Source organism: Streptomyces sp. 12E (genome assembly GCF_055633275.1).
Genome location: NZ_JBVNCJ010000001.1, coordinates 20,477 through 39,556 on the forward strand (window position 1 = coordinate 20,477; position 19,080 = coordinate 39,556).

A 19,080-nucleotide genomic window follows, 5' to 3' on the forward strand; every position below is an offset into this window, starting at 1 on the left:
GCCGGTCAAGCGATAGAGCGGTACTCGCTGATCACGCCGCCGAGGATCTGGGTCCGCAGCACTCGACGGGCGTTGAGGTCGTGCACTGGGGCATCGGGCCGTTCCTCGTCATCAGGCGGTAGTTGCTGTCGGGCCTGGTGCGGTCGGTGGGCGTTGTAGTGCCATCGGTAGGCGGCCAGGACCTGGCGGGCATGGGCCTCGTTCACGATCAGGACGTGGCCGGGCATCTCGCGCCGGATGCTGCCAATGATCCTCTCGCAGTGAGCGTTCATCCGAGGAACCCGCGGGGCACTCAAGACCACCTCCAGCTCCCCGGCCCCGAAGACCGTGTCGAACGCCGCACCGTACTCGCCAGCGCGCTCACGCAGCAGGAACCGCACAGACTCCCTGCGCATGCCCAGGCCGGCGGCTAGATTCCGCGCCTGTTGCACGCCCCACTCCCGGGTGGGCCGGGCGGTGACTTTGGTGATGTGCAGGCGCCTCGTGCCGTGCTCGAGGAACACCAGTGCGTACGGCCTCGTGCCGAGCGCGGCGTCGAGGATCTCCCGGACCCTCGAGGCAGCGACCCGATGCCCGAGCCGGGCCAACTCCCCCTGGACCCGCCTGTGCCCCCACCGCGGGTTCTCCTGGGCCGGCCGTAGAACAAGCGTCTTGACCGCCCCTCGGGTTGGCGGGCGTCCGGTGCGTCGGCGTGCGGTGTCATCCCACTGGGCAGCGACGAACCTGCGGTGCCAGGCGAGCAAGGTGCCCGGGGTGACCGGGAAGACCTCGTGCCAGCGTCGCCGGGGTATCAGCCCAAAGAGGGCAGCGAACCAGAACCGGTCGGCTGGTTCGTAGCGGACCGGGCCGGCAATCTGCTGGCGCAGGACTGCGTTCTCATGCCGCGGCATGAGCAACTCGGCGTTATTCACGGGTGTCACGGCGCAGCAGCACCGACGGGACGGACAACAGTCTCCGGGCCACCCTGCACAGCAGAGACACGATCACGCGGACATGATCCCAGGACCGAACTGCATCACTCCCACCTGCGCCGATGACTTCTCGAGCGGCACAGGGTGGACGAGTGTCCTGTGCCATCGAAATTTGAGCGCGTGCCATCGTAGTTTGAGTGGCGCAGGTCACGGGAGGCGGCAGGTGCGGTCGTGGCAGTGGGCGGGCGAGCCCAGGAGAGCCACGTTGAGGGCGGTGTCGAGTGTGCTTCCTCTGGCCTTGTGGGAATAGACCGTCGGGTATGGGCAGGTCAGGGGCTCGATGTTCGGCCCAGGGACATGTGCCGCCGCGCCACCTGAGACCACCCGATCGGCAATTTTTGCCATAGCAGCAAGGCGCCTTCGCGAATCGGCACGGTTGCGCGGACGCTGGTTCTCGAGCGCCCCTGACCGCATAGGGGCAGGCACGAGAGGGCAATCGATGATCAGCAGTGACATAGCCGCAGCCGCTGCGGGCCGGCCCGACGAGCAGGACTCCGAGCCGTCCGCCTGCTTGGCCGCTGTGCGCCAGGTCGCCAGTCGGTTCACCGGGACGTACGGCCTGACGCGGGTCGACCCCGAGTTCGGTCTGCTCTTCGCCGAGACCGTGGAGGTCTGGCACAGCTTCGATCACGAGACCGTGTCACTTCCCGGCGAGAAGTTCGCGGGTGCGATGCTGCGGATGCTCCGTGCGACCGCCGACCTCGTGAGAAACCACGTTGACCGCATCTGGTCCCTCCACGTCGACCACCACGGCTTCGCTCTGGCCGCCACCGCTTCGGGCGAACTGGAGAACGGCACCCCGGTGCGCATTTCACGCTGCCTCCAGGTGACGGTCCACGAGGGGCGCATCACTCGCATCTGCGAGTTCGGCGACCAGCAGCAGCGCCTGCCGCTGGATGAAGCCCTGCGCGCCGCAGGCCGTTTCCGCAACTGACACCCCCACCACCCCAATCATCGTCAGGAGTCATCATGGACGTCTTTCTCACAGGTGCCGGCGGCTATATCGGCGGAGCCGTGGCCCGCCGTCTGATCCGCGAGGGGCACACGGTGCGCGGCTTGACGCGCACGCCCGGCGTGGTCGGTGCTCTCGCCGCCGCCGGCATCACACCGGTCGTCGGGGACCTCGACGACGCGGCGCTGCTCAAACGGGAGGCCGACCGCGCCGACGCGGTCGTCAATGCCGCTCACAGTGACCACCGCGGCGCTGTGGCCGCCTTTGTCGACGCCCTGCGGGGTTCGGGCAAGGTGTTGATCCACACCAGCGGGACCAGCGTCATCGGTGACGACGCCCAGGGCCGGTACGCATCCGAGGTGGTCTTCGACGACGCGAAGCCCTTCGGCCCGGGGGACCACGAGATCCGGCGGGCCCGGTACGCCATCGACCGCTCCGTCGTCGATGCCGCTGCGGCGGGAGTGCGTTCGGTGGTGCTGTGCAACTCACTGATCTACGGCAACGGCACGGGACCGCGCCCGCAGACCGTGCTGATCCCGCCGCTGGTCACACAGGCCCAGGCCGGCAAGACCGTCCGCGTCGTCGGACGCGGCCTGAACCGCTGGTCGACGGTGCACCTCGATGACATGGCCGACCTGTATCACCTGGCGCTCACCGACCCCGCGGCCACGGGCTTCTACTTCGTGGAGGGCGGCGAGGACGCCTCGTTCGCCGAAATCGGGGAGGCGATCGCCCGTCGGCTGGGCCTGGGACCGGTGGAGCCGTGGGACCTGGATTCCGCCGCGGCCGCGTGGGGGGAGGGTTTCTCCCGGTACGCCCTCGGCGCCAACAGCCGCGTACGTGCCACCCGGGCTCACGACCTCGGCTGGCGCCCCTCGCGCCCCTCGATCACGCACTGGATCGAGCAGGAAATGCCCCTGCCGTGAGGCGGTCGGCGCGTCGGTGGTGTGGCGGCGCGGTCAAGGATGGGGCCGGGGGCTCGCTGTCAGGGCTTTGACCGGCGTTGTCACGTTGGCTGATCGGTGAGGATGATCTCCTGGTTGATCAGCCTGGGAAGGGTCGTCCGTGGGGGCCGTGTCGCCGTCGTACAAGGGCCACCGGTATCCGGTCGAGGTCATCCCCCACTGCGTGTGGCTGTACCACCGCTTCCCGCTGTCGTTCCGCGAGATCGAGGAGCTCATGCTCGAGCGCGGGATCGCCGGCTCCTACGAGACGGTGCGCCGCTGGTGCGCCAAGTTCGGTCAGCAGTACGCGAGCGCGCTGCGCCGCCGGCAGCCCCGGCCTGGTGGCACATGGCACCTGGACGAGGTCTTCCTCAAGATCAGCGGGGAACGGAAGTACCTGTGGCGGGCTGTCGACCAGGACGGCAATGTGCTGGACATCCTGGTGCAGGACCGCCGGGACAAGGCCGCGGCCAGGCGCTTCTTCCGCCGCCTGATGAAGAGGACTCACACGGTGCCGCGGGTGATCGTCACCGACAAGCTCCGCTCCTACGGCGCGGCCCACCGCGAGGTCATGCCCTGCGTCGAGCACCGGCAGTCGAAGTACCTCAACAACCGGGCGGAGAACAGCCACCAGCCAACGAGGCAGCGCGAACGCGCGATGAAAGGCTTCCGCTCCGTCGGCGGAGCCCAACGATTCCTGTCCGCGTTCAGCGGCATCTCGCCCCACTTCCTCCCCCGCCGCCACCTGACGACCGCGCACGACTACCGAGCCGAGATGGTCATCCGCTTCGCGATCTGGGACCAGATCACCGGCACTGTCGACCAGCCCACCACAACCTGACCACAGTCCCAGGTCGCGGGCCCACATGCCGCGACACACCATAAAACCACCACACGTCCAACAACGTGACAATGCCCTTGCCTGGGTTCTGTCCGCTGTCAGGAAGGAAGCACTCCCCAGGTGTGGAAGCGCAGTCGGGCATGCCCCTCCACCCGTTGTGAAAGCGCTGGTCGCGGGTGCGGGCTGTCAGGGATCCCGGGCCCATGCCTCGACGCCCGAGCTTCCGACGGCAGCGCTTGGTCGGCCTTGTCCGGAATGGTGCAGCGGATCCTGCGGCGGCGCAGGTAGGCGCGGGGTCTTACGGGGAGACGGACGCCGATCACTCGCTCCTTCTTGTGGTCGTGGGGATGTCCGTGCCTTCACCGGCAGTCGGCGATCCGCCCGTGGTGTGCGGATTCGGATGCAGACCGTCGAGCAGGATGCGGATCAGGGCGCCGGGGAAGTCCGGGCCGTTGTCGATGCCGGCGAGCGCGACGAGGCCGTCGAGGATCTGTCCGAGAGAGACGTCGTCGCGTACTTCTCCGCTGCGTTGCGCGGCGCGGAAAAGGGGTTCGCCGGCCGCGATCGTGCGGGAGCGGCTGGCGCGGAGGATGGGGGTGCCATTGGCGGATTCGGAGAGGAGGACGGAGGCGAGAGGTCCTTTGCGGGTGCCGAGGGCGTGGAAACGCATGAGCCAGGCGAAGAAGGCCTCGCCAGGCGTGTCGCCACTGACGGATTCAGCGGCCTGGCACATGTCGTCGACGGTGTGACGGAAGAGTTCCTCGACCAGTTCGAGTCTGCCGGGGAAGTTGCGGTAGAGCGTGGCCATGCCGACGCCGGCACGTCGGGCGATCTCGGCCATCGACGGTGCGGCACCGGGTTCGGCGAATGCCTCGCGGGCGACCGCGATGATCTTCGACCGGTTGCGCTCGGCGTCAGCGCGTCGGGCAGGGGCGGGCTCAGCGCTCACGGCGGATGCTTCCTTCCTCTTGCGTCCGGAACCCAAGCGTACCGGATAGCCTTCTCACTTCCTCTTGTAAACGGATAGCCTGTCCACTACGTTAAATGGACAGGCAATCCGTTTAGGACGGATCTGCTGATCAGGACACCAGGAGAGGAACAACCATGACTGCAACCGTGAGCGTCCCGCCCGTCGCCGACACCGCCCGCCGTGACATCCCCGCGTTCGTACGGGCCGGGGAGCGGATGATGTGGATCGGAGGCCGACAGGTCGCCGCAGTCTCCGGACGAACGCTGCCGCACACCGACCCGGCCACCGAGGAGGCGCTGGCCGGTGTGCCGCGCGGCGAGGCAGCCGACATCGACGCCGCGGTGAACGCCGCGCGCGCGGCGTTCACCGATCCCGCCTGGACGGAAATGAGCCCCGACCGGCGCGGCCGGATCCTGAACCAGATCGCCGACGTCATCGAGGAGCACGCCGACGAACTGGCCACCATCGACTCGGTCAACATGGGCGCACCCCGCATGCTGACCGCACACATGCTGGCCGAGGCCAGTGAGGTCTTCCGCTACTACGCGGGCTGGCCTACCAAGCTGTCCGGCGTGAGTGTTCCCGCAGGCAAGGACCGCATGGCCTACACCCGCAAGGAGCCCCTCGGTGTCGTCGGCATCATCTGGGGCTGGAACGGTCCGATGGGCCAACTGCCCGGCAAGCTCGCCCCGGCCCTGGCCGCCGGTAACACCGTCGTGCTCAAGCCGGCCGAGACCGCCTCGCTGAGCACGCTGCGCCTGGCCGAGCTGCTGGCCGGCACCGACCTGCCGGCCGGTGTCGTGAACGTCGTCACCGGCCTGGGCGCCGAGGCGGGCCAGGCGCTGGTCGCGCACCCCGGTGTCGCGAAGATCGCCTTCACCGGATCGACCGCGACCGGCAAGCTGGTCCAGCGCCAGGCCACCGACACGCTCAAGCGCATAACGCTCGAACTGGGCGGCAAGTCGCCGTCCGTCGTCTTCGCCGACGCCGACCTTGACGTCGCGGTCCGCGGCGTGGCGGCCGGCTTCCTGGGTAACGCGGGACAGGTCTGCGTCGCCGCATCACGGGTGTTCGTCGAGGAGAGCATCCGCGAGGAGTTCGTCGAGAAGTTGCTGAAGACGATGGAGGCATTCACCCCGGGAGACCCGCTGGCCCAGGGCACGCTGGTGGGACCGCTCTCCACCAAGGCGCAGTTCGACCGCGTCAGCTCCTACCTCGACATCGCCCGCGAGGAGGGCGCGAATGTGGTGACCGGCGGCGGGCGCGTCGGGGACCACGGATACTTCTTCGCCCCCACCCTCCTCGACGACGTCCGCCCCGACATGCGCGTCGTCCGCGAGGAGATCTTCGGTCCCGTCGGCGTGATCACCACCTTCACCGACATCGATGACGCCATCGCCCAGGCCAACGACACCGACTACGGACTGGCCGCCTCCGTGTGGACCACCGACCTCACCACCGCACACCGCATGGCCGCAGCCATCGAGGCCGGCACCGTCTGGATCAACACCTGGGCCGAGATGAGCACCGGCAACCTCCCCTTCGGCGGTTACAAGCAGTCCGGCCTGGGCCGCGAAGGCGGCCTGGAAGGACTCGACACCTACACCCAGGTCAAGACCGTCCGCATCGCGCTGTGACCACGCCACCTCACGCCTGAGCGGCCTGGCCGTCCTCGAGCGCGACACTGGCATGCGCGGCCGTTTCGGACGGTCAGATGGTCCCGCGTGGGCTTGTCCGGGTCTTGATCAACCAAACGGAGAGTGCCTCTGAACTGGGGCGACAGGGCTTGTCTAGCCTCGCGCCTTCACGAAGTGGACTGTCCGGCTGGTGATCAGAAAAGCGGAAAGCGCCTCTGACCAGCGAGAATGAGGATTGTTGAGGTCCTTGTTCCCGCCACCGCCGGATGCACTTCCCAGGTGAAGAAGCGTATCGGGTCCTACCCGCCTGTCCGCGTCGAGGGCGGCGGCCGGTCGTGGTCTCCCAGGCCGGGACCGTACTGCTGCTGGAGACGGTCCGCAGAACCGGCCTGGACCAGGCGATATCCGCGGCCCTGAGGCCGTGGCGCAAGGCCCGGGCGGTGCATGATTCGGGCAAGGTGCTGCTGGATGTGGCGCTCGTGGTGGCACTGGGCGGGGACTGCCTGGCCGATGTGGGCATGCTGCGGGCCGAGCCAGCCGTGTTCGGGCCGGTCGCTTCCGACCCCACCGTCTCCCGGCTCATCGACACCCTCGCCGCTGGCGGACAGCGGGCCCTGACCGCCATTCGCGCCGCCCGGGCCGACGTGCGTGAACGGGTCTGGACGCTGGCCGGTGACACGGCGCCGGATGCCGACGGCCAGGTGGTCGTGGACCTGGACGGTGTCCTCGTCCTCGCCCATTCCGAAAAGCAGGATGCGGCGGCGACCTGGAAGAAGACGTTCGGGCACCATCCGCTGATGGGCTTCGTCGACCACGGCCACGGCGGGTCCGGCGAGCCGGTCGCGGGCCTGCTGCGGCCCGGCAACGCGGGCTCCAACACCGCCGTGGACCACATCGAGGCCACCCGGCTGGCGCTGGCCCAACTGCCAAAACGGTACCGGCGGGGACGGCAGACGCTGATTCGCACCGACTCCGGCGGCGGCACCCACGCCTTCGTCGCCTGGCTCGCCCAGCGCGGACGGTGGCTGTCGTACTCGGTCGGCATGACCATCACCGATGTCGTCCACCAGGCCGCGCTCAAGGTCCCGGCATCGGCCTGGACGCCGGCCGTCGAACCCCGTGGTGACGTCCGTGACGGCGCCTGGGTCGCCGAACTCGCCGGCGACGTGCTGGACGGCTGGCCGGAAGGGATGCGGCTGATCGTGCGGAAGGAGCGGCCGCACCCCGGTGCCCAGTTGCGTTTCACCGACGCCGACGGCATGCGGTTGACCTGCTTCGCCACCAACACCGCCGGCGAGGCGATCGCAGCCCTGGAACTGCGCCATCGGCAGCGGGCCCGGGCCGAGGACCGCATCCGCGCCGCCCGCGCCACCGGCCTGCGCAACCTCCCCCTCCACCACACCGCGCAGAATCGGGTCTGGCGGGAGATCGCCCTGGACCTGCTCGCCTGGATGCCGATGCTCGCGCTGACCGGCAAAGCCCGGCTCTGGGAGCCCCGCCGCCTGCGGCTGCGGCTGTTCTCCACCGCCGCTCAACTCGTCACCACCGGCCGCCGCCGCTACCTCCGCCTTGCCGAGCACTGGCCCTGGACCGACATCATCACCGACGCCCTGGACCGGCTCCACGCTCTTTCGAACCCCGGCTGACAGCACCTTTCCCGTCCCTGCGAACAGCACCAACCCGACCGGAGCCGTGGAACCCGGCGCACACCCGACGCGACAGACGGGCACTTGCCCTGCCCAACATCAGACACAGAACGCGAAGCGGTCTGCCAACTCCGTCGGCAGACCGTCACGAAAGATCGAGGTTAGTCTGCAGGCCCTGTGCGACGAGGAGTTACCGTCAGTGGGACGAACCGTCCTGGCGACTCAGTCCCTCAGTGCGAGCCAGCGGAATCGCCTGCAGGACATCTTGTAGCAGAACGCTGCGTGCGCGGTAATACCCGGTCGTACCCGACGGGAGCTAGCGGCCGCATACTCTCTGGAGGATCATGCGCGCCATCCCGACTCCTTCCTGAGTCTGCTCGCCTCCCTGTGGGTCCTGGACGATCACGGGCCTGAGGGAGGCTGGACGGGCCCGATCGCATCCTTGCAGCGGAGATAGCTCGCCATGTGATCAGATTCCAAGATTGGGACGCGGAGCGCCTCTTCGACGAGCTCGGTTGCTTCACCGCACCGCACTACCGTTTCGGCCGGTTCCTTGAGGGGCTGGCATCGCCCACCACTCTTCCCGACGAGCCGGCCCAACGGCGCTTTGTGGCTATGGCCAACGAGCACCTGCGGCTTATCGGAGCGCAGCTCGAAGAAGTGGGCGAGGAAGAGGGATATCCGCTGTTCGAGCTGGTGGCGGCAGGTCAGGCGGGTTCCCGTCGGCCACGGCAGGTGGTCTTTGCGACCCGAAGGAAGCCGGATATCCGCATCAGCAGCGTTCTGGATGGCGACTTGGAGGTGCTGGACCAGGCGGAACGCGACGATGACGTTCTGGTCTACGACCATGTCGTAGGCAATGAGGGGTTGCGCTGGCGCGATCTCATGGACTGGTGGCAAGCCAAACGCGGCATCAACGACGCCGTCCTGGCCAAGCAGGCCCTGCTGCAGCGCATGAGCGCCAGCGTGCCCGGAGAGGCGACTGGACAAGACAACCTCGGGAACCTGTACTACGACCTCTACGGGCACGGCCTGGGCGACCGGTCCGCTCTGCTGCCCGAAGTGTGGCTCCACTGGGATCACCAGACCATCAGCCAACGCCGCGGCCGTGCCCAGCACAGCATACGCATGGACTTCCTCATGCTCCTTCCCGGACGGCAGCGCATCGTCATCGAAGTCGACGGATCACAGCACTACACCGACAACCGAGGAAGAACGCCCAGCCCTCGCAGGTACGCCGCCACAATGGCCGCGGACCGCGACCTAAAGTTCCTCGGCTACCACGTCTACCGCTTCGGCCATGAAGAACTAAAGGATCTTGAGACCGCTCGTCCGATCGTCGCGGACTTCTTTGCCAGGCTGCTCGGCACGCATCGCGCTGCTCCGCAGTAGATGCGGTTCCACACACTCAGGCTGCCCGCCGCCTACGATCCTCCCTGGCGCATTGGGCAGCCCGGGGCTTCCGCAGTCCGGAATTGGCGGCGTCGTCTCCAAAGTTGCTTCCCTATGGGTTACGGGGTGGCTGGGAGAGGTTCGGTGAGGCGGTCCAGCCGCGTGTAGAGGGCCCGTATGAGCTTCCCCCGCTGTGCGGGAGGTGCCCTTGAGTGGGGCGGACAGGCGTCCGTCGGCTTCGCGGAGGACGACTTCGGCGAGGGCGCCGCGGCCGTCGCTCTTGGGCAGGGCGGCGGCGAGACGCCGGACGTCGGCGGCGACCGCGCGGGCGTGCCCGGTGAGCTGGAGGGCGATCTGCTCGTAGTCGCGGGGTGCGAGGTCCGGGTCCTTCCACGCGAGGACGGCGGTGGTGAGTGCCTCGTGCGGGGCGCGGTCCAGGGGGAGTTCGGCCTCGATCAGGCTGTCGGGGTCGTGGAGCACGGCGTGGGTGTCGCTCATCGGGCGCCCGCCGCCGCGTCGTCCTGGTCGTGATCGCCGGTGTCGGCGGCCGGGGCCTGGCTGGCGAGGAAGCGGGCGTAGCCGCGGCCGGCGCGGGCCATCAGTGCCGGGGAGGGCCGGCCGAATGCGGGCGCCTGGAGACCGTGCTCTTCCGGCTCGGGGCCGGTGGGTGTGGGTGCGCTCATGGGGCACCGCCTCCGTGTGCTGAGTGCGTCGCGTCGGTCTCGTTCGACGCTAGGGAGGGGTCCGCTTCGTCCTCAACGAGATTGCGGGAAATTGCGGAAGTTCACTCCAGGGCGTCGATCGCGGCATGGATGAGGGCGCGGGCGGCGTCGCCGTACACGGCCATCTGAGCGAGGCCGGTGAACGCCTTGGCGTAGTCGGCGAGCTCGCGTGGCTGCGTCACCTTGATTTCCGCCGTCAGGGTCTCCACCACGGCCGTGGTGTCATCGTGGAGGTAGAACGCCTCCAGCGGCCAGACGGTGCGCTGCGCGGTGAACGGGATGATCCCCAGCGAGACCGACGCCAGCGGCATCACCGCCAGGAGGTGACGCAACTGCCCGCGCATCGCGTCGGGGCCAGCGGTGCGGTAGCGCAGGACGGACTCCTCCATGAGGACGACGTAGCGGTGGCCGCCCTCGTAAAGGAAGCGGGAGCGGGCGATGCGGGCGGCGACCGCGTCGGCGACGTCGTTGGGAGTGCCCTGGAAGGCGGTGATCTGCTCCATGAGGGCGGTCGCGAAGGCCGGCGTCTGGAAGAAGCCCGGCGGCACGTTGGAGACGTAGACCCGGCAGACGCGGGTCCGCTCGTGCAGGGTGTTGAAGTCCTGCTGGACCTTGCGCATGCCGGTGCGGTGCAGGCGGCGCCACTCCAGGTACATGGAGTCGACGGCGCGGGCGGTGGCGATGAGGTCGTCGGCCTGGTCGTCGGCGCCGCACGCCGAACACCAGATACGGATGTCGGCGTCCGAGGGCGGGGCGTCGCCCTTCTGAATACGGGTGGTCTTCGCAGGGTGCCAGCCGCACCGGGCGGAGAGTTCCTTCCCGGTGAGGCCCGCGTCCTTGCGCAGGTGCGTGAGGCGCACGGCGAGCGCCTCGCGGGCCGCTTGGGCGCTGGACGATGGGGAGGCGGGCACAGGTCTGCTCAGGGAGCCTGGACGGTGTACTTCTCGTGCGGGATGCCACGCTCCCACACCGCCTCGAACGCGGCGGAACACAGCGCGACGGCGGCCGGATCGGTGGTGCGTTCCTTGCCGTCACTCGCCCAGTCACCGGTGCCGGTGAAGTGGTGGAACTGCACGACGCGGCCGTCCAGGAGCCAGAAGTCGTTGCCGGGCAGCGCGATGTCGGAGGCGCGGCGGCGGGGCAGCCAGCGCACGTCCTCGCCGGCCTGGAGGTTGAGCGGAGTGATGGCATGCTCGTAGCGGATGTAGTCGGTGACCGGCTCGGAGACAATCCGCGCCCGGCGCATCACCACACCGCGGGCCACCGCGTCCTGAACGAGCGGCATCCACTGCGGCCAGAACGAGCGGGCCGGATCGAGGTTCGGAACGCCGGTGCGCAGGAAGGACTCGAAGTCGTCCCGTTCGTCGCCCACCGCGTAGACGTCGCGCATCTCCAGATGGACCGCTGTGCGGTGGGTGTCAGCGAGGAGGTCAGCGAACGTCGCGCTGTCCAGCAGCTCGTTCCGCCGCATCGCATGCCTCCCTCACGATCGACACCATGTGGGCCGGAATCCGGATCACCCGCTCATGCGAGGGAATCCCGGCCCTGTGGCCGGCCACCCACTCGGTGGAGCCGACCTGGGCCTTGAGAAGTTCATCGGCTTCCTCGTCCTGGAGGACCAGGTCCGCGCTCTCCTCTTCCACCCACACCATGGGCGATCCCTCGCCTCCGGTGTTCGGGTCGATCCCGACGAACCGTAACGTCATGACACTCTCCCCTGCGACATGGTTGCGCATAGTTGCGCGCCACGACCGTCCCGCAGCACGGAAGGCCGGTCAAGAGGACCGTGCACATCGGAGGGCCGGCCCGCGGGTCGCGGAGCGAGCCAGCCCTCGCGGTCAGTTCCTGCCGGCGGGGCGGGCGTCCAGCGCCATGTACAGAGCTCCGCGACGGGCCGGTACCGCTGGATGAAGGCAGGGTCCTTCATCTGCCCCACAGGCAGTTGCCTGTGCTGATCGGCCCACCGCTCGGAGACCGTCCAGTCCAGGGAGCACAGTCCCCCTCAGTTCATGTCCCGGCCATCGCCCGGCAGGTGGTGTCGCCCAGTACGCGGGACACGGTGAAGAGCGGAATCCGGCCGTATACCTGCGCTTTCCGCACCGGCGGGTCGGCAGGAGCGGGTCCGCTGTTTCTGGAGCGGTCCGGGAGGGCGGGATGCGCAGAGGAAGGCGTCGGTGTAGACGAGGTGGGTAGCCGCCTCAGCCAGACACTGTGAGGGATGGTCAAGCTGTGGTGAAACGTGTCATGAGCGCCGCTGTCCTCTACGGCCATGGGGGCCTGGAAGCATTGGGGCTGCGGACCGACTGGCCGCTGCCCGAGCCCGGCCCGGGCCAGGTGCTGGTCCGGGTGTCCGCGGCGGCGGTGAACAACACGGATGTGTGGACGCGCGAAGGGGCGTACGGGCTGCCCGGGAATCCGGAGGCGAAGGCGGGATGGCGTGGGCCGCTGGAGTTCCCGCTGGTCCAGGGTGGCGACATCGCGGGGACCGTCAGTGAGGTCGGTGCCGGTGTACCGGCGAAGTGGGTGGGCCGCCGAGTGCTGGTCGATCCCGCCTTCTACGCCGACGGCCGTGAGGACGCTCCGCCCGTCGGTCTGCTGGGCAGTGAGAGGGACGGCGGTTTCGCCGAGTACGTCGTGGTGGACGCCGACCGCCTGCACGACATGAGCGTCTCCCCGCTCTCCGATCAGGAGCTGGCCGCCCTTCCGGTCGCCTACGGCACGGCGATGGGCATGCTGGAGCGTGCGGAGATCCGCAGCGGTGAGACGGTGCTCGTCACCGGAGCGTCCGGCGGGGTGGGCTTGGCCCTGGTGCAGCTCGTGGCGGCTTGCGGGGCGCGGGTGGTGGCGCTGACCAGTGGGTCCAAGGCCGCCGCGCTGGAGGAGGCCGGCGCGGCGGCGACGCTGCCCAGAGACGCGGACCTGGCCGAGCTGGAACGTCGGCTGGCCGCGGTGGCGCCCGGGGGCCTGGACGCCGTCGCGGACGTGGCGGGAGGACCGTGGCTCGAGCGGCTCCTGCCTGCCCTGCGGGAGAACGGGCGCTGGGTCGTCGCCGGTGCCGTCGCGGGCCCCGTCATCACCTTCGACCTGCGGCGCCTCTACCTGCACAATCTCCGCCTCATCGGCTCCTCCATGCACACCCGCGCCCACTTCGCGGCCCTGGCCGAGCTGGCCCGCGCCGGAAGCGTGCGCCCCCGCATCGCGGCCAGTTTCCCCCTGAGTGACATCCACGCCGCTCAGGAGGTGTTTCGGGACGGTACGCATGTAGGCAAGATCACGATCATTCCGTGACAGGTCGGCCCGCCGGCCCTCTTCGTGAGCGGCGATGCTGGCCTCTTGGTCGGAGGCGGCCTCAGGAGCAGATTTGGCCTGGCAGCAGAAAGGCGAGGCGGTCGTCTGGCCTGTGGCCGACGTTGGGTGCCGCTGTTGCGGAAGTGATGGCGTGGGTCAGGCTTCTGTGATCGTGTGTCGGCGGAAAATGTTCCAGGTCGGGCCGTCCTGCATGTCGTCCCCGCCCAGGCCGGCACCGGCGTGACGGCGTTCGCACTCGCTTCCAGCGTCATGGCACGCCTGTTGCGGGAACGTCCAGCCGGGTGATGCCTGGTCGCTCCGCCTTCCTCCGGGACCTGTCGTCCCACTATCAGGCTGTCCACCTCAGAGGGGGGAACTTCACACCGCGGGTTCTCCCTTGCCAGGCGCAGAACCAGCTTCTTGAGCGTGGCGGCCGTAGGAGGGCGGCCCGTGCGGCGTCGGCCGGCGTGGTCCCATTTCCTGGCGATCAGCCTGCGGTGCCGGGTCGGCAGCGTTCACGGCGCGACCGGGAGGATATGGCTCCAGCGCCGGCGCGGTATCAGCGACAACAGCGCGACCAGCCAGAACCGGTCCGCCAGCTCGTAGCGGACCGAGCCGGCGAGTTGCCGTCGCAGCACCGCGTTCTCGTGCCGTGACACCAGAAGTTCGGCGTCCTTGGCCGTGTCTCGACGCAGCAGGACCGCAGGCACAGACAGCAACGCCGGGTGGCCCGGTACAGCAATGGGATGATCACTGGTTCGGCATTCCAGCCACCGTTGAGAGAACTTGCACGCGAGCCCCCACCGGCAGCGACGACTTTACGAGTCCTACACGCTGTGTCCGCCGGCGCTGTGGTCGGGGGATGCCAGCCTGCTGTGCTCGGCGTGGGCTGCCGGCTCCGGGTCGGAGGTGAGGGGTCCGATGGCCGCGCCGATCCCGTAGGCGGCCGCGAAGGTCGCCGCGATGGCGGCGGTGAAAGCAGTGATCTTTGCGCCAGTGTTCATGGCGGGCCCTTTCTCTGCGGTGTAACCGCCTTCCCCGGCGAACACCCTGACCATATACTCCCTGGGGGTATACATAAGAGATCCGGAGTAGTTTGCTAAACATACGGGGAGGGGGTATACCTGACGACGTCAGCGGTACCCCCCTGGGGTACTCCAATGATCGCATCCTCCGGGAGGAACCATGTCCTGCTGCACCCCTGACGGCAGCTGCTCCACCAACACCGCCGCGGCTGAGGCTGCCGAGGGCACCACCACCGTCTACAACGTCTCCGGGATGACGTGCGGGCACTGCAAGGCCACGCTCACCAAGGAGATAGGCGCCTTGGACGGCGTCCTGGCCGTCGACGTCGACCTGGAGACCGGACAGGTCGCCGTCACCAGCTCCGGCGAACCGGACGAGGCGCTGCTGGCGAAGGTCGTCGACGACGCCGGCTACGAGCTCACCGGCCGCGCGGCCTGAAAGCTTCGCCCGTCTGCCGGGCCCGCGGGCGGGCCCGGTCCTTTCTTCCCTCTTCCACCCACCCAGTCCGAGGAGCAATGGTGGCTACCACGGTCCCCGACACAGCCGAGGTCGAACTCGCGATCGGCGGCATGACCTGCGCCTCGTGCGCCGCCCGGATCGAGAAGAAACTGAACCGGATGGACGGAGTCGAGGCCACCGTCAACTACGCCACCGAGAAGGCCAAGGTCACCTTCCGCCAGGACCTCGACGTCGCGGACCTGATCGCCACGGTGGAAGCTACCGGCTACACCGCCCGCAAGCCGGAGCCGGAGCCCGGTATGGCCGATTCCGGGGACGTCGGGCCGGAGCGGGAGACGGAAGGCGATGAACTGCTTCCACTCAGGCAGCGGCTGGTCACGGCCGTGGTGCTCGCCGTCCCGGTGATCGCGATGGCGATGGTGCCGGCGCTGCAGTTCGAGTACTGGCAGTGGCTCTCGCTCACCCTGGCCGCCCCGGTCGTCACCTATGCCGCCTGGCCCTTCCATAAGGCCGCGTTCACCAACGCCCGGCACGGCGCGGCCACCATGGACACGCTGATCTCGGTCGGCACGTCGGCGGCATTCCTGTGGTCACTGTGGGCGCTGTTCCTCGGCACCGCCGGCACCCCCGGCATGACCCACCCCTTCGAGCTGACCATCGCCCGCACGGACGGGGCGGGCAACATCTACCTCGAGGCCGCCGCCGGCGTCACCGCCTTCATCCTGGCCGGCCGCTACTTCGAGGCCCGCTCCAAGCGCAAGGCCGGCGCTGCCCTGCGGGCCCTGCTGCAGCTGGGCGCGAAAGACGTCACCGCCCTGCGCGGCGACCGGGAGGAACAGATCCCGGTCGGCGACCTGAAGGTCGGGGACCTGTTCCTGGTTCGGCCGGGCGAGAAGATCGCCACCGACGGCACGGTCGTCGAGGGCACCTCCGCCGTCGACGCCTCGATGCTCACCGGCGAGTCCGTGCCCGTCGAGGTCGGCGCCGGGGATGCGGTCACGGGAGCGACCGTGAACGCCGGCGGCCGCCTGGTCGTCAAGGCCACCCGGGTGGGTGCCGACACCCAGCTCGCCCGGATGGCCAGGCTGGTGGAGGACGCGCAGAACGGCAAGGCCGCCGCCCAGCGGCTCGCCGACAGGATCTCCGGCGTCTTCGTCCCCGTCGTCATCGCCCTGGCGCTGGGCACCCTCGGCTTCTGGCTCGGCAACGGCGCCGGACTGACAGCCGCGTTCACCGCCGCCGTTGCCGTCCTGATCATCGCCTGCCCCTGCGCCCTCGGGCTCGCCACCCCCACCGCGCTGATGGTCGGCACCGGACGCGGCGCCCAGCTCGGCATCCTCATCAAGGGCCCCGAGGTCCTGGAGTCCACCCGCAAGGTCGACACCATCGTCCTGGACAAGACCGGCACGGTGACCACCGGCCGCATGACCCTGCTCGCCGTCCACACCGCCGAGGGCACCGACGAGGACGAGGTGCTGCGCCTGGCGGGAGCCCTGGAGCACGCCTCCGAACACCCCATCGCCCAAGCCGTCGCCGCAGGCGCCGCAGAACGGGTCGGCACACTGCCCGTGCCGGAGGACTTCGCCAACGTGCCCGGGCTGGGCGTCCAGGGCGTCGTCGAGGGCCACGCGGTCCTGGTGGGCCGGACCAAGCTGCTCGCCGAGTGGGCCATGGGCCTGCCCGCCGGCCTGGCGCGCGCCAGGACCGAGGCCGAGGCGGCGGGCCGCACCGCGATCGCGGTCGCCTGGGACGGCGAGGCCAGGGCGGTCCTCGAGGTCGCCGACGCGGTCAAGGACACCAGCGCCGAAGCCATCACCCGGCTGCGCGCCCTCGGCCTCACCCCCCATCCTGCTGACCGGGGACAACAAGGCCGTCGCCGAGGCGGTGGCCGCGGAGGTCGGCATCGACGAGGTGATCGCTGAGGTCATGCCTGAGGACAAGGTCGACGTCGTCAAGCGCCTCCAGGACGAGGGCCGCAGCGTGGCGATGGTCGGCGACGGCGTCAACGACGCCGCAGCCCTCGCCCAGGCCGACCTCGGACTGGCCATGGGCACCGGCACCGACGCCGCCATCGAGGCCGGCGACCTCACCCTGGTCCGCGGCGACCTGCGCGCCGCCGCCGACGCCATCCGCCTCGCCCGAAGGACGCTCGGCACCATCAAGTCCAACCTGTTCTGGGCCTTCGCCTACAACGTCGCCGCCCTGCCGCTCGCCGCCACCGGACTCCTCAACCCGATGATCGCAGGAGCCGCGATGGCGTTCTCCTCGGTCTTCGTCGTCGGCAACAGCCTGCGCCTGCGCGGCTTCAAGGCCGCCGACTGACACCTCGACCCCGCCGCACGGACGGAGGGCGGGCCAACAGGCCCGCCCCCCGTTTTTCTGTTACTCCTCCCGTCTCCGGGGAGGGCACCGTTCATGGCACACGAGGGAGGCCGCATGCGCGACTTCGTCCACCGCAGCAGCGACGGCTGCCGGCTGCACGGCACGACCCCGGGGCAAGGGCCGGGGCTGGTCTTGCTGCACGGCGGTGGCCCGGATCGCTACAGCCTGCCGCCTCTGGCCCGCCATCTCGCCGCCTGCTTCACCGTCCTGCCGGACATCCGCGGCTACGGCCGCTGAGTTTCTTGGAACAGCGCTATGTCGGCGAGATCATGCGCCGGTTCGACGCGACGGTGGAGTCGCCGATCGACCCGTTCAACTGCCCGCGTCACCGCGGCGACTTCGGTCTGCGGATCCCGCCGTCGCGACAGGCGATGAAGAAGTTCTTCAGCCGGTGGCGTGACCAACAGCACCGGAGCGCGAACACCCAACATGCGACGACCCATACGCTCCGGCCACTACTGTGCTGGCTCGGCGCCGACGCGGCGATCCCCCAACAGGACGTCTATGACCTCGTTTCGAGGTCACCGAGGCCTGAAGGCCAGATTCCGCCGCGGACTGCCCGGCCGCGTACAGGGACGAGATCAGCACGGCGACCAATACCAGAACGCAACGCGACGCAGCACAGAACCCGCTCCGTGGTGCGAAAAAGACGCTGTCATCGTGAGGGCTCCATAAGGCGATACCGCATGCGGGAGCCTCGACAGGGCATACCGGTGAGGGTATACACCCACGGGTTGCGAAGACGTCACTCGCACCGCGCCCAGGCCGTCACGGGTGCCACCCATGAGGGGAATGGTGGTGCTCCGAGGCGGCGCCCGGCGGATGCCGAGCCGCGCCCCGGCCGCGCTCCGCCTCGACCTCCCGACAAGGCCGCGGGATCGATGGCGAGGCCGCCGGGACCACCCCGAACTGTGCTGCACGTCGGCGCGACTCGGGTCCAGCCGGGCGGCTGGGACGTTGCGGAGGTCACGCCAGCGGTTGCCTTCGCGCTGGAGGTCGGCGGGGAGCAGGTCGCGGTGTTCACCGGCGGCTCCCTGCTGTACCGCACCACCAGGCGTCCCGACCTGCTGGAACCGGACTACACCGACGCCCTGGCTCGGGCCCAGTGGCACTCGGTGCACCGGCTGGCCGAGGAGCTGCCGAACGAGGCGGCCGTCTACCCCACCCACGGGTTCGGCTCGTTCTGCTCCGCGACCCAGGCCACCGGCTTGGCCAGCGCCTCGGCCAGGAGAAGCGGACCAACACCGTGCTGACCGCCGACGAGGAGGCGTACGTCGAGCAGCTCCTGGCGGGCCTGGACACCTACCCGGCCTACTACTCCCGCATGGGCGTGGCCAACTCCGGCAAGCCCGGTAAGCCGGACCTGTCCGCGCCGTCTGTGGCGGATCCGGCCGAGCTGTCATGGTGATCGTCACCGCCGCCGCCATGCTCCGCGGCCGCCGGAACGCTGGTGCCGGCCGGGCCCACCAGCAGCTTCCGGTGGGGCGGGTCCTGCTGGACGGCGCGGCCGTCGGTTTGGCCACCGGTCTGGTCGGCGCGGGCGGCGGCTTCCTCGTCGTCCCCGCCCTGGCCCTGCCGGGCGGTCTGCCCATGCCGGTGGCTGTCGGCACTTCCCTGCTGGTCATCGTGATGAAGTCGGTTGCGGACTTCGCTGGCTACTGTCGAGCGTCCGGATCGACTGGTTCCTGACCCTGGCTGTCACCAGCTTCGCGGTCGTCGGCAGCCTCGGCGGGGCCCGGCTGGCCGAGCGCGTCCCCGCCCATGTCCTCTCCCGGCTTTTCGCCTGGTTCGTGCTGGCCATGGGCACCTTCGTCTTGATCCGGCAGGCCCCTGCCCGCATCGTGGTCCTG

At 69.4% G+C, this 19,080-nt stretch carries 19 protein-coding genes and 3 pseudogenes; 13 read left to right on the forward strand and 9 right to left on the reverse strand.

What is annotated here, in order from left to right:
• Positions 1-5: 5 nt before the first annotated feature.
• Complete coding sequence (locus ACZ8ZB_RS00120) at positions 6-911, reverse strand: integrase core domain-containing protein (RefSeq protein ID WP_470735669.1); 906 nt, start codon at positions 909-911, stop codon at positions 6-8.
• 499 nt (positions 912-1,410) lie between these two features.
• Between ACZ8ZB_RS00120 and ACZ8ZB_RS00125 the strand changes: the two genes are divergently transcribed.
• From ACZ8ZB_RS00125 to ACZ8ZB_RS00135, 3 genes are all read left to right on the forward strand, one after another.
• Complete coding sequence (locus ACZ8ZB_RS00125; RefSeq protein WP_470735670.1) at positions 1,411-1,905, forward strand: nuclear transport factor 2-like protein; 495 nt, start codon at positions 1,411-1,413, stop codon at positions 1,903-1,905.
• Between the two features lie 35 nt (positions 1,906-1,940).
• The gene (locus tag ACZ8ZB_RS00130; RefSeq protein ID WP_470735671.1) at positions 1,941-2,849 is read left to right on the forward strand and encodes an NAD-dependent epimerase/dehydratase family protein; all 909 of its coding nucleotides are present in this window, start codon (positions 1,941-1,943) and stop codon (positions 2,847-2,849) included.
• A 139-nt stretch (positions 2,850-2,988) separates the two neighbouring features.
• Positions 2,989-3,708 carry an IS6 family transposase gene (locus ACZ8ZB_RS00135; protein ID WP_470735672.1) on the forward strand — a complete coding sequence of 240 codons (720 nt, stop codon included), beginning with the start codon at positions 2,989-2,991 and terminating at the stop codon, positions 3,706-3,708.
• 319 nt (positions 3,709-4,027) lie between these two features.
• On the opposite strand, the gene ACZ8ZB_RS00140 is transcribed toward ACZ8ZB_RS00135, so the two are convergent.
• Positions 4,028-4,657: a TetR/AcrR family transcriptional regulator gene (locus tag ACZ8ZB_RS00140; RefSeq protein ID WP_470735673.1), complete on the reverse strand. Its 630-nt coding sequence runs from the start codon at positions 4,655-4,657 to the stop codon at positions 4,028-4,030.
• Between the two features lie 155 nt (positions 4,658-4,812).
• On the opposite strand from ACZ8ZB_RS00140, the gene ACZ8ZB_RS00145 reads away from it, so the two are divergent.
• The 3 genes and pseudogenes from ACZ8ZB_RS00145 (at position 4,813) to ACZ8ZB_RS00155 (ending at position 9,353) form a co-directional block, all read left to right on the forward strand.
• Entirely contained in the window at positions 4,813-6,315 is a 1,503-nt protein-coding gene (locus ACZ8ZB_RS00145; RefSeq protein WP_470735674.1) for an aldehyde dehydrogenase family protein, read from the forward strand.
• A 279-nt stretch (positions 6,316-6,594) separates the two neighbouring features.
• Positions 6,595-7,961: pseudogene (locus ACZ8ZB_RS00150) on the forward strand (IS1380 family transposase).
• 453 nt (positions 7,962-8,414) lie between these two features.
• Positions 8,415-9,353, forward strand: coding sequence for an AbiJ-related protein (locus ACZ8ZB_RS00155; RefSeq protein WP_470741385.1), 939 nt, complete (start codon positions 8,415-8,417; stop codon positions 9,351-9,353).
• A 119-nt stretch (positions 9,354-9,472) separates the two neighbouring features.
• Here the strand turns inward: ACZ8ZB_RS00155 and ACZ8ZB_RS00160 are convergent.
• The 5 genes and pseudogenes from ACZ8ZB_RS00160 to ACZ8ZB_RS00180 form a co-directional block, all read right to left on the reverse strand.
• Positions 9,473-9,851: pseudogene (locus tag ACZ8ZB_RS00160) on the reverse strand (DUF6415 family natural product biosynthesis protein).
• On the reverse strand, positions 9,848-10,036 hold the full coding sequence (locus ACZ8ZB_RS00165; protein WP_470735675.1) for a hypothetical protein: 189 nt from the start codon (positions 10,034-10,036) through the stop codon (positions 9,848-9,850). Before ACZ8ZB_RS00165 ends, ACZ8ZB_RS00160 begins: the two are co-directional and overlap by 4 nt.
• A 101-nt stretch (positions 10,037-10,137) precedes the next feature.
• Complete coding sequence (locus ACZ8ZB_RS00170; RefSeq protein ID WP_470735676.1) at positions 10,138-10,986, reverse strand: helix-turn-helix domain-containing protein; 849 nt, start codon at positions 10,984-10,986, stop codon at positions 10,138-10,140.
• Positions 10,987-10,994: 8 nt separating this feature from the next.
• Positions 10,995-11,546, reverse strand: a complete 552-nt coding sequence (locus ACZ8ZB_RS00175; RefSeq protein ID WP_470735677.1) for a DUF6879 family protein — start codon at positions 11,544-11,546, stop codon at positions 10,995-10,997.
• Positions 11,506-11,781, reverse strand: coding sequence for a hypothetical protein (locus tag ACZ8ZB_RS00180; protein WP_470735678.1), 276 nt, complete (start codon positions 11,779-11,781; stop codon positions 11,506-11,508). The genes ACZ8ZB_RS00175 and ACZ8ZB_RS00180 overlap by 41 nt, the downstream gene beginning before the upstream one ends.
• Before the next feature lie 538 nt (positions 11,782-12,319).
• Here ACZ8ZB_RS00180 and ACZ8ZB_RS00185 point away from each other — a divergent pair.
• A complete protein-coding gene (locus ACZ8ZB_RS00185; RefSeq protein ID WP_470735679.1) occupies positions 12,320-13,363 on the forward strand; it encodes an alcohol dehydrogenase catalytic domain-containing protein in 1,044 nt (347 codons plus the stop codon).
• A 515-nt stretch (positions 13,364-13,878) separates the two neighbouring features.
• Here the strand turns inward: ACZ8ZB_RS00185 and ACZ8ZB_RS00190 are convergent.
• Entirely contained in the window at positions 13,879-14,082 is a 204-nt protein-coding gene (locus ACZ8ZB_RS00190) for a hypothetical protein (protein WP_470735680.1), read from the reverse strand.
• A 108-nt stretch (positions 14,083-14,190) separates the two neighbouring features.
• Entirely contained in the window at positions 14,191-14,367 is a 177-nt protein-coding gene (locus ACZ8ZB_RS00195; protein ID WP_470735681.1) for a hypothetical protein, read from the reverse strand.
• A gap of 181 nt (positions 14,368-14,548) precedes the next feature.
• Between ACZ8ZB_RS00195 and ACZ8ZB_RS00200 the strand changes: the two genes are divergently transcribed.
• The 6 genes and pseudogenes from ACZ8ZB_RS00200 (at position 14,549) to ACZ8ZB_RS00225 (ending at position 18,919) form a co-directional block, all read left to right on the forward strand.
• Positions 14,549-14,827 (forward strand): heavy-metal-associated domain-containing protein, encoded by a 279-nt coding sequence (locus ACZ8ZB_RS00200; protein ID WP_470735682.1) that lies wholly within the window; start codon positions 14,549-14,551, stop codon positions 14,825-14,827.
• A 77-nt stretch (positions 14,828-14,904) separates the two neighbouring features.
• Positions 14,905-17,170: pseudogene (locus ACZ8ZB_RS00205) on the forward strand (heavy metal translocating P-type ATPase).
• Between the two features lie 93 nt (positions 17,171-17,263).
• On the forward strand, positions 17,264-17,467 hold the full coding sequence (locus ACZ8ZB_RS00210) for an alpha/beta fold hydrolase (protein ID WP_470735683.1): 204 nt from the start codon (positions 17,264-17,266) through the stop codon (positions 17,465-17,467).
• Between the two features lie 674 nt (positions 17,468-18,141).
• Positions 18,142-18,483 (forward strand): MBL fold metallo-hydrolase, encoded by a 342-nt coding sequence (locus ACZ8ZB_RS00215; protein WP_470735684.1) that lies wholly within the window; start codon positions 18,142-18,144, stop codon positions 18,481-18,483.
• The gene (locus tag ACZ8ZB_RS00220) at positions 18,477-18,638 is read left to right on the forward strand and encodes a hypothetical protein (protein WP_470735685.1); all 162 of its coding nucleotides are present in this window, start codon (positions 18,477-18,479) and stop codon (positions 18,636-18,638) included. The genes ACZ8ZB_RS00215 and ACZ8ZB_RS00220 overlap by 7 nt, the downstream gene beginning before the upstream one ends.
• Positions 18,632-18,919: a TSUP family transporter gene (locus ACZ8ZB_RS00225; RefSeq protein WP_470735686.1), complete on the forward strand. Its 288-nt coding sequence runs from the start codon at positions 18,632-18,634 to the stop codon at positions 18,917-18,919. Before ACZ8ZB_RS00220 ends, ACZ8ZB_RS00225 begins: the two co-directional genes overlap by 7 nt.
• The last annotated feature ends 161 nt before the right edge of the window (positions 18,920-19,080 follow it).